Annotated in this window: 8 protein-coding genes; all 8 read right to left on the bottom strand. The window is 62.3% G+C overall.

Translation table 11 applies throughout. The features are described from left to right. Positions 1 to 8: 8 nt before the first annotated feature. Positions 9 to 1,349, bottom strand: a complete 1,341-nt coding sequence (gene hemN / locus Q1V57_RS12235; protein ID WP_300531198.1) for an oxygen-independent coproporphyrinogen III oxidase — start codon at positions 1,347 to 1,349, stop codon at positions 9 to 11. Between the two features lie 95 nt (positions 1,350 to 1,444). Beyond that, on the bottom strand, positions 1,445 to 2,536 hold the full coding sequence (gene modC, locus Q1V57_RS12230) for a molybdenum ABC transporter ATP-binding protein (RefSeq protein ID WP_300531196.1): 1,092 nt from the start codon (positions 2,534 to 2,536) through the stop codon (positions 1,445 to 1,447). Continuing rightward, positions 2,526 to 3,200, bottom strand: a complete 675-nt coding sequence (modB, locus tag Q1V57_RS12225; protein WP_300531193.1) for a molybdate ABC transporter permease subunit — start codon at positions 3,198 to 3,200, stop codon at positions 2,526 to 2,528. Before modB ends, modC begins: the two co-directional genes overlap by 11 nt. After that, the gene (gene modA / locus Q1V57_RS12220) at positions 3,197 to 3,961 is read right to left on the bottom strand and encodes a molybdate ABC transporter substrate-binding protein (RefSeq protein ID WP_300531191.1); all 765 of its coding nucleotides are present in this window, start codon (positions 3,959 to 3,961) and stop codon (positions 3,197 to 3,199) included. Before modA ends, modB begins: the two co-directional genes overlap by 4 nt. Before the next feature lie 49 nt (positions 3,962 to 4,010). After that, positions 4,011 to 6,158, bottom strand: a complete 2,148-nt coding sequence (locus tag Q1V57_RS12215) for an EAL domain-containing protein (protein ID WP_300531188.1) — start codon at positions 6,156 to 6,158, stop codon at positions 4,011 to 4,013. A 114-nt stretch (positions 6,159 to 6,272) separates the two neighbouring features. Beyond that, positions 6,273 to 7,505, bottom strand: coding sequence for a cyclopropane-fatty-acyl-phospholipid synthase family protein (locus Q1V57_RS12210; RefSeq protein WP_300531185.1), 1,233 nt, complete (start codon positions 7,503 to 7,505; stop codon positions 6,273 to 6,275). Continuing rightward, entirely contained in the window at positions 7,505 to 8,275 is a 771-nt protein-coding gene (locus Q1V57_RS12205; protein ID WP_300531183.1) for a DUF1365 domain-containing protein, read from the bottom strand. The genes Q1V57_RS12210 and Q1V57_RS12205 overlap by 1 nt, the downstream gene beginning before the upstream one ends. Further along, positions 8,272 to 9,639 carry an FAD-dependent oxidoreductase gene (locus Q1V57_RS12200; RefSeq protein ID WP_300531180.1) on the bottom strand — a complete coding sequence of 456 codons (1,368 nt, stop codon included), beginning with the start codon at positions 9,637 to 9,639 and terminating at the stop codon, positions 8,272 to 8,274. The genes Q1V57_RS12205 and Q1V57_RS12200 overlap by 4 nt, the downstream gene beginning before the upstream one ends.

Below are 9,639 nucleotides of genomic sequence, written 5' to 3'. Positions count from 1 at the left end.
TGGCTTGCCTAGACAGCGACGCTATGGCGCTCAGTGCCCGCGTTGAAAGCCGGATCCAGCCGGGCCGCGATATTGCGGACATAGGGCCGGCCCGCCGCCGTTACCTGTAAGTGGCCATCCTGCTCTTCCACCAGGCCGAGCTGGAGCAGGTCCTCCAGGGCGGCGCGATCCGCGTCATCAATCGTGCCCGATGCGAGATGAAAATCGCACAGGACCCGTTCGATCCGGGCGCCGGTGCGCCGTTCCTCAACCGACCGGCCGCGGCCGCGTACCAGCGCGCTCTGCCCGTTTTCCAGTGCCTCCGCAAAAACCGCCGGGTCCGTTTCGTTCTGGACATAGCCGCCAGGCGCTTCACTGATGGCCGAGGCGCCAAGGCCGATCAATACGTCGTAACGATCATCGGTATAGCCCTGGAAATTCCGGTTAAGCTTGCCGGTGCGTGCCGCGACCGCCAGCGCATCATCGGGCCGGGCGAAATGATCGAAGCCGACCGGCTGATAGCCGGCCAGTTCCAGCACGCCGGTGGCGGTGAACATCTGCTCAAATCGAGCCTGGGCGCCGGGCAAGCGGTCCTCCGGGATTGCGCGCTGGTGCTTCTTGAACCAGGGCACATGGGCATAGCCGAAAAGGGCTATCCGGTCGGGCTTGAGCATGGCCGCACAGCGCGCGGTTCGCGCCACCCGTTCGCGGGTCTGTGCCGGCAAGCCGTACATGATATCCAGATTGATGGCCGCGATCCCAGCCGCGCGCAGGGTTGCAACGGCGCGCTCGACAGTAGTCAGCGGCTGGATGCGGTGAATGAGTGTCTGCACCTCCTCCGAGAGGTCCTGCACCCCGAGACTGACGCGATTGAAGCCGTTGTCAGCCAGATTGGCGGCCAGCTCTCCGGTAACTCCCCGAGGATCCAGCTCGGCGGCTATTTCGGCATCCGGAGCCAATGTGAAACGGGCGCGGAGACGCTCCATGATCCGCGTCATCTCAGCCGGGTTGAGCATGTCCGGAGAGCCGCCGCCGAAATGAATGTGATGGACCTGGTGATCTGCCGGTAGCTGGGCGGCCCGCTGATCCAGCTCGATCAGCAGTGCCTCAACATAGCGTTCGATGCGTTCGCGGCGATTGGGGATGGTGGTGTGACAGCCGCAATACCAGCACATCGATTTGCAAAACGGGACGTGCAGGTAGAGCGAAACCGCCGGTGTTTCAGGCAGGTCCTGCATCCAGCTCACCCAGTTCTCAGCACCGGTCTCGGCGCGAAATCCTGTGGCGGGCGGATAGGAGGTGTAGCGCGGTACGGTCTCACAGGCCAATTGCGGCAGAAAACGCGGCGCAGACAGGTCGGTAGCGGTCATCTCAGGTCCCCGGAAAATTTTTGCGACTATAAGCGGCGGCCGGGAGCAGCCCGATGTGCCCAAAACGCACAGCAGCAATTTGTCGCGGATTGTCTTTAGAGGGATGCCAGCGAGGCGGTTTTGATCAAGGCATAGACCGTGTCGCCAGGCGCAAGGTCGAGATCAAGAACCGCTGCCCGGGTGAGCCGCGCTGTCAAAGCATGCTGACCCGGCAGGTTGAGCTGGACCTGGGCAAAGGCGTCGGCCGGATCAGGATCGATTGCTGAAATCTCGGCCTGCAACGCATTGCGAATGCTCAGCCCGGCTGGCTCCTCACGGGCGAGCACTATGTCGCGTGCATCGATGCGAAGCCTGATAGCCTCCCCGGCGGGCCGGTCGAGGATTCCCGGTAATTGGATTTTTCCGCCGGGAACCGAAACCTCGCTCAGGGCCAGAGCCGGGTCGTGCCGCTCAATCCTTCCGCTCAAAATGCCGGCGGTTTGTGCTCCGCCGTCCAGCGAAGCGAAATGCGCGGCCAGAACGGACGCGGTGTCGCCGCGGTCATTGATGCGCCCTCCGGCAAGCAGCAGCACACGATCCGCCAGTGCCAGCATCTCGTCGACATCGTGGCTGACATAAAAAACCGGGCCATCGAATTGGGCCAAGACGCTGCGCAGATAGGACATGAGCCGATGCCGCCGCGGCCGGTCGAGCGCTGAAAGCGGTTCGTCGAGCAGGAGCATGCGCGGCCGGCTCATCAGGGCTCGCCCAAGCGCAACCCTTTGCCGTTCTCCGCCTGAGAGATTTCCCGGATGGCGGTCCAGCAGGTCGGCCAGCTCAAGCGCCTCTATGATCTCCTGGCGCTGTCTGTCGCCCAGTTTTGAGCGCCGGGCTGCAAACTCCAGATTGCCCCGCACATCGAGATGCCCGAACAGGTCCGCGTGCTGGGACACATAGCCGATACGCCGCAAATGCGCGGGCACTGCGCTGCGGCGCGCCGGTGACAGCCAGTCATCGTCACCCAGACGGATTGTGCCGGCGGTCATGGGGGTCTCGAAACCGGCGATCAGGCGTAACAGCGAAGTCTTGCCGCTGCCGCTGGGGCCGAACACGCCGGTCACGCCCTGCCCGCGGACAGTTTCCTCGACCCGCAAGTCAAATCCTGGCCGGGCCCAGGCGATATCGAGAGAGAGATCGTCAGCGGACATGGACAGGGAAACGGCGATTGAGGGCGAAGACCGCGAGCAGGGTGACAAAGGCGAACAGGATCAGCCCGGCGGACAGGGCGTGGGCGGTGTTGTAGTCCAGGGTCTCAACCGCCTCGAACAGGGCGATGGAGACAACCCGCGTCTCACCGGGAATGGAGCCGCCCATCATCAGGACGATGCCGAATTCTCCTAGGGTATGGGAGAAGCTGAGCACGGCGGCGGTGATATAGCCGCGAATGGAGACCGGGATCGCAATGTGGATGAAGCGATCCAGGGGGGCGGCGCCGAGGCTGGCCGCCGCCTCGAGCTGGCCCTGGCCAACGCCGGCAAAGGCCGTTTGCAGCGGCTGTACGGCAAAGGGCAGGGAATAGATGATCGAGGCCACCACCAGGCCGGAAAACGAGAAGGTCAGCGAACCGCCGGTCCATTCGCGCCAAAAGGCGCCGATCGGTGATTGCGGATTGAGCAGGATCAGCAGGTAGAAGCCCAGCACGGTCGGCGGCAGCACGAGCGGCAGGGCGGTGAGCGCCTCGACAACGGGCTTGAGCGGATGACGGGAGCGGGCCAGCCACCAGGCCAGCGGCGTGGCGATAACCAGCAGCAGGACGGTGACCAGAGCTGCCAGGCGCAGGCTCAGGGCGATGCTTTGCCATTCAGAGATCATGGCGCGTGGCTTTCATATCCGGCCTGCTGCATCAATGCGCGTGCGGACGGAGAGCGGAGATAGTCCAGGAAGGCCTGAGCGGCTGCGGGGGAACGGCCTCGCGCGAGGCGGATCGCATCCTGGTGCACGGGCCTGTGCAGTGAGGCGGGAATATCGATGGTCTTCAGCCCGTCCGGGACGGGCGACTGGACAAGGGCCGAGCGTGCAATGAAGCCGGCATCGGCATTGCCGGTCGCCACGACGGCATAAACCTGGGCCACATTGACCCCATAGACTTGGTTGTCTGCGGTTTTTTCACTCAGTCCAAGCGCGTCCAGGACCTGTCCGGCAGCCAGGCCGTAGGGGGCGAGCTCGGGCTGGGCCATGGCGATGCGGCTGGCCTGCTGCAGGATGCCGCGCAGGTCGGCCGGGACCGCGTCCCCGGGTTGAAACAGCAGACTCAACTGGCCCGTGGCGTAGGTGAAGCGGGTGTCCTCGAGGCCCAGTCCGCGCGCAGCGAGAGCGCTTGGCCGTGCCTGGTCTGCGGCGAGCAGGATATCGAAAGGCGCCCCTTGAACAATCTGGGCATAGAGCAGGCCGGTGGAACCGGGGATCAGGGTGACCTGATGGTCGTGTTCCGCCTCGAATGCCGCTTCCAGCTGACGCGCTGTGGACAGGAAGTTCGCCGCGACCGCGACCCGGATTTCGTCGGCCCGGGCCGACGCAGAAGCTGTCACAGCCAGTAGGCCGGACAAAAGGAAGACAATCAGCCCGTCGCGCATGTCCGGACTATGGCGCGATGGCGGAGGTCTCGTCCAGCCAGCTTGGCGGTCAGCCCGCCTGGCGCTTGTGGTCGCGCAAGTGTTGGCGCAGGGCGGAAGCGGTCAGCGGACGGCCGAAATGCCAACCCTGGAGATAGCGGAAGCCGAGCAGGCGCAGGAGGGAAGCCTGCCCTTCGGTTTCAACACCTTCAGCAACGAGATCTTTCTGCAAGGCGTCGCCGAGCAGCGACATCGCCTGCAGCATCTTGTTGGACCCGTCGCCCTTGCCGATCGAGCGAACGAAACTCTTGTCGATCTTGATCTTGTTGAACGGGACCTGGTGCAGATAGCCCATGCCGGCAAAACCGGTTCCGAAATCATCGAGATTGAGGCGGAAGCCAGCCGCAGCAAATTGCAGCAGGCGCTCGCGGGCCCGTTCAAAGTCATCAACGAGGACGGCTTCGGTCAGCTCGATCTCGATCAACTCCGGCGACAGGCCGGCGGCTTCCAGCTTGGCGACATAGCGTTCACAGACATCGGCGCTGTTGAGCTGGGCCGGCGACAGGTTGATCGACACCGTATGCTCGGAGCAGGCGGCGAAGTCCTGACACACTGTGTCGAGAACGAAATCACCCAGTTTCTGGATCAGTTTCGAGCGCTCGGCGATCGGAATGAAGACATCGGGAGGAACAGCACCCCGCGTCGGGTGTTCCCAACGTGCCAGCGCTTCAACCGAGCGGATGGTCCCGTCATTGGCATCCACGATGGGCTGATAGACGACATAGAACTCATTGCGCTCCAGACCGGCTTCCATATCGGCTTCAAGATCGCGGCGGCGATTGTGTTCAATGCCGAGCGAACAGTCATAGGTCAGAGGCTGATCGAGCTGTTCCGCCTTGGCGCGGTACATGGCCATGTCGGCCTCTTCAACCAGCTCCTTGAACGCGCGCGGTTGCTCGAGCGTGGACCAGCTGACGCCGATGGCGCCGCCGATATCATAATTCCGGCCCTGTGCTTCAACGGGCTCAGCCAGAAACTCAGAGATCGTCCGAGCCAGCTCGAGCGCCCGTTCCGATGCATCCTTGCCCAGCACGACACAGGCGAATTCATCGCCACCAATCCGGGCGATGTGGACATGTGCGGGCATGCTCTTGCGGAACCGGTTGGCCACCGTTTTCAGGACAATATCGCCAGCCTGGTGGCCCGCTTTGTCGTTTACCGCCTTGAAGCCGTTGAGGTCGACATAGATTACGGCAGCTTCGCCACTCTGGGCGGCGCTCCGAGAGGCCGGGCGGGCAATATACTGGTTGAAGCCCTGGCGATTGGACAGCCCGGTCAGAGCATCGCGAGCGGCCGCGCGGCGAGCCCGGCGCTCATTGGCTTCGGACCGTCGCGCCATACGGCGCACACGACGGCGCATGACGTGGAAGGCCAGCATGAAAACGAGGATGTAGCCGACGATCGGCACCATTGCGACCCGCAGCGTTTCGATCCCGGGCTTGGAGGGCGTCCAGACAAACTCGCCGACAGCCTCGCCAAGGTGGTTGTTCAACGGCACGGCCCCGGCCACCGGGCGGAGCTCCTCCTCTACCAGGCGGATGTCGTGGATCAGAAAGTTCTGCTCCAGCGCGCTAACGAATTCCTTGTCGATACGGGTACCAACCACAATGATCGGCGCTGTCTGGGGGTCGAGCTCCCCCCGTGCATCGCTTTCTCCCAGTGTGCTGACCGAGAAAAGATAAAGTTGACCGTCGAGGTCAACAAACTGACTGACGATGAATTCCGAGCGCTCGCGTCCCGCCTGCAATCCGGCCCTAAGCGAATCCAGCGTCTCCGCGCTCAGCAGGCTGTGATGGACTTTCTGACCGGTATCTCGACGCCAGCCGAAGCTGCGATCATTGCCGGGTTCGGACAGTGAAATAAGGTCGAAGGCGCTGTGGTCCTCGAAGGGCGAGGCCATCGCGGAGCTGAGGATTTCAGTACTGCCGGCATTGAAAAGAAGCAGAGCTTCGTCCCACCAGCCATAATCAGCCGCCCAGATTTCATTCTGCCGGGCCGCGGCTTCAATACCCGCAGTAATCAGCCTGCGATCTGTCTCGGCTGCGTTGCGGTTCAGCGTGCCGACGAAGAAGTAGATCGTCAGCACGGACGCGATCAGCGATAAGATCGCTGCGGCGCTTAGATATAGTGCGAGCCGTTTTTCGAGCGGTTTACGCATTACCCATCCCATTCTTATTGGGACGGACGCTAGCGGGCAGAGGTAAAAACTCCGCTTCCAGCCGCTGCACTTGTTCACCATGCGTGCAGCGGATCAGTAATTTATTATGAGCGGCTAGGGATTGCGATAGATAAACTGGCCGACATCGATGCGGCCGGTGTCAAAGCCCGCCTCGCAATAGGCCAGATAGTATTTCCAGATCCGGCGGAAGCGCTGATCGAAGCCGAGCGGCTCAATTCGCGCCCAGTCGGCATCGAAATCCTCGTGCCAGCGGCGCAGGGTTTCCGCATAGCTCGGTGCGAACATGCAGATATCATCGCTGATCAGTCCCGCGTCCTGAGCCAGTTCCTCAAGCTTGACCGGGGGCGGCAGCATGCCGCCCGGGAAGATGTATTTCTGGATGAAGTCGACCGCGTGGCGGTAGCCTTCGAAATCCTGCTCACGGATGGTGATGATCTGCAGGGCCGCCTTGCCGCCCGGCTTGAGACAGGATTGCAGCTTCTTGAAATACACCGGCCAGTGTTCTTCGCCCACTGCCTCAAACATCTCGATTGACGCGATCGCATCGAAGGTTTCCGGGATGTCGCGGTAATCCTGCAGGCGCAGATCGACCTGATCGGCGAGACCCAGGCGCAACATGCGCTGCTGTGCGAAGTCCAATTGCTCCTTGGATAAGGTGACGCCGGTAACCCGGGCACCGTATTCGCCCGCAGCTACTTCGGCAAAACCGCCCCAGCCGCAGCCGATCTCAAGCACGCTCTGACCCGGTTTCAGCTCAAGCTGATCGCAGATGCGCCGGTATTTCCGGCGTTGGGCGTCGGCCAGCGGTTCGTCGAGCTGGTCGAAGACCGCGGAGGAATAGGTCATCGTTTCGTCCAGCCAGTGGCTGTAGAACGTGTTTCCGAGGTCGTAATGGAAGGAGATATTGCGACGGCTGCCCTTGCGCGTATTGGCATTGCGCAGGTGCTTCAGGCGAGCCAGGAGCCGGCTCGGTCCGCCGCGGCGTTGTGCCGTCTGGATCTTGTCGAGCTCGCCCGACAGTGTCGTCAGGAGCGTCTGCAGGTCGGGCGTGTCCCACTCGTCATTGATATAGCCTTCGGCAAAACCGAGCGCGCCGCTGGATGCCACGCGCAGTAGGGCGTTCCACCGCTTCAGCGACCATTCGATATCGCGCGATGCATCCGGGTGACCACAGACAAAGCGATACCCGGAGGGCAGCCGGACCATGAGGCGAACGTCTTCGACACGGGCCATTGCCTTGCCGAGCCAGGCTTCCACCAGGCGATCAATCGGTCCGGCGGACGGCTGGCGCGGTTCGCCCTGCATGTGTTCTGAGGTCAGGTCCATTACAGGCTCCGGGATTGGGTATCGATTGTTCCGCGTCGTGGTGCGTGGGTGGCAAGTCCTTTCAGGCGCAATTTTAACGCCTCAATCAGGATCGCGCCAACAATCGATAACGTGTTGAACGGGTGTCGGAATTTTGTTGCCAGTAGAGATCTTGACGTAAGCGGCTGCCGCTCTGCGCGATGCACCGCGCTCATCTCAATCTGGTTGTTGCGGACCAGCTGGATGCCCAGCCGGTAATGATCCTCATCCCGGTCGAGACGGAAATTATACTCTCCGTCTACCGGGTTGAAAGGCGAGACGAAGAATGCCTTCGAACAGGCAAAGCGCAATGTCCGGGCCTCCGGGTCATCGACGCGGAAAGCGTAGGCGCAGCGACCGGAGTGGAAATTATTGACCTCGAAGATGATGCCTGCGAGGCGGTCGTCCCGGTCGTGACAGAAAAAGACCGAAAGCGGATTGAAATTGACGCCAAAGGTCCGCGGGGCGGTTAGCAGCTGGATGCGGCCGATCGTGTCGCCAACGCCCGCCGCTTGCAGTTTTTCCTCGACCCAACCCCGCAGCTCGCCATCGCCGCGACCATGGTCGCGCGGAGCAAAGCTGACCGCGTTGAACGGTCCGATGGAAAACAACGGTCCGGCCTTGGGTTTGGCATCAGGGCCGTCGATATCCACCAGGATGGAGTACATTTTGTAGCGCAAAGCATGATGGCGCGGCCGCAGCCGCGTATGACCGACCTCGCCGGTATAGATGGAGGCCGGCAGCGGCATCATTGCGCGGCAACTCCAAGAGCGGCGGGGCGTTCGAAAACGGGCGTGTCGGCGATATGGTTCGGCCAGGGAATACGTGAGGTGCTGCCGGCCAGGCCCCAGGGGCGAACCGGCGCTCCCAAGGCTTCTGCAACAGCGAGGCCGGCCTGGAGGCCGTCCTCATGGAAGCCCGACCCCATCCAGGCGCCGCAATACCAGATGCCACCGCGACCCTGGATCTCCGGCATGCGATTCTGGGCCACCACTGCGGCTTCATCAAAGACAGGATGCGCGTAGGTTTCCGTCTTCAACACCGTTTCCGGGGCGGGCTGGCGTTCCGGGTTGAGGGTGACAAGGACCGGCGTTTCCGTTGGCAGCGGTTGCAGCGCATTCATCCAGTAGGTGAGGCTGATCTCACTCTGCCCAGCGCCGCCGCGGGTTTCGATATAGTTCCAGCTCGCCCAGGCCTTGCGTCGCTTGGGCATCAGCCGTGTATCGGTATGCAGCACGGCGGTGTTCGGCTTGTAGGCGATGGCCCCGAGGATTTCGCGCTCCTGCACATCCGCATCACTGAGCAGACCGAGGGCCTGGTCGCTGTGGCAGGCGAGGACGACCTCGTCGAAACGCATCGGTTCCTGGCCGGCCAGATAAACCAGGACACCGTCTACAGTCCGGTCGATTTTCTGCACGTCTGCTCCGCGATGGATGACGCCATCAATGGCATCGGCCAGCGGTTGGACGTAATTCTGGCTGCCGCCGCGAACCGTGCGCCACATCGGACGATCCCGCAGCTGGACAAGGCCGTGATTGCGGAAGAACTCGAAGAAAGTCCGGGCCGGATACTGCTTCATCTGAACGGCCGGGGAGGACCAGATCGCCGCGCACATGGGCAGGATGTGGTCATTCCGGAACGTGTCTGAATAGCCTTCCTCGCGCAGGAACTGGTCCAGCGAGCGCGGATCCTTGGTCAATGAGCCGTCCTGGGCCGACCGGTAGAGCCGCAACAGGTCGGAAATCATCACCCACATGCGCGGACGCAAGAGGTTGCGGCGCTGAGCGAACAGGCCATGAGAGTTCGAGGAATATTCAAAACCGCCATCGTCGATGGACGCGGCAAACGACATGTCACTCTCCGCGCTCTCGACGCCCAGCGCGTCCAGCAGCGGTGTGAAATTCGGGTAGTTCTTGGGATTATAGACGATAAACCCGGTGTCGACGGCGACCTCGGTGCCGTCGACCACAACATGCTGGGTATTCGCATGTCCGCCAAGCCGGTCGTCTTTCTCGAAGACGGTGACGTCATGCGTCTGGCTCAGCCTCCAGGCCGCCGACAGGCCTGAAATTCCGGAGCCGATAACGGCTACGCTTTTCCGCGTCGATTGCGTCAT

Origin of the sequence: Maricaulis sp. (genome assembly GCF_030149425.1) — a bacterium.
Lineage (GTDB): Bacteria > Pseudomonadota > Alphaproteobacteria > Caulobacterales > Maricaulaceae > Maricaulis.
This window is presented reverse-complemented; position numbering and strand designations above follow the sequence as displayed.

What these genes read in the sequence shown, in the direction of transcription:
- hemN (WP_300531198.1), bottom strand. Translation starts at nt 1,349, where the DNA reads ATGACCGCTACCGACCTGTCTGCGCCGCGTTTTCTGCCGCAATTGGCC.
- modC (WP_300531196.1), bottom strand. Translation starts at nt 2,536, where the DNA reads ATGTCCGCTGACGATCTCTCTCTCGATATCGCCTGGGCCCGGCCAGGA.
- modB (WP_300531193.1), bottom strand. Translation starts at nt 3,200, where the DNA reads ATGATCTCTGAATGGCAAAGCATCGCCCTGAGCCTGCGCCTGGCAGCT.
- modA (WP_300531191.1), bottom strand. Translation starts at nt 3,961, where the DNA reads ATGCGCGACGGGCTGATTGTCTTCCTTTTGTCCGGCCTACTGGCTGTG.
- Q1V57_RS12215 (WP_300531188.1), bottom strand. Translation starts at nt 6,158, where the DNA reads ATGCGTAAACCGCTCGAAAAACGGCTCGCACTATATCTAAGCGCCGCA.
- Q1V57_RS12210 (WP_300531185.1), bottom strand. Translation starts at nt 7,505, where the DNA reads ATGGACCTGACCTCAGAACACATGCAGGGCGAACCGCGCCAGCCGTCC.
- Q1V57_RS12205 (WP_300531183.1), bottom strand. Translation starts at nt 8,275, where the DNA reads ATGATGCCGCTGCCGGCCTCCATCTATACCGGCGAGGTCGGTCATACG.
- Q1V57_RS12200 (WP_300531180.1), bottom strand. Translation starts at nt 9,639, where the DNA reads ATGACGCAATCGACGCGGAAAAGCGTAGCCGTTATCGGCTCCGGAATT.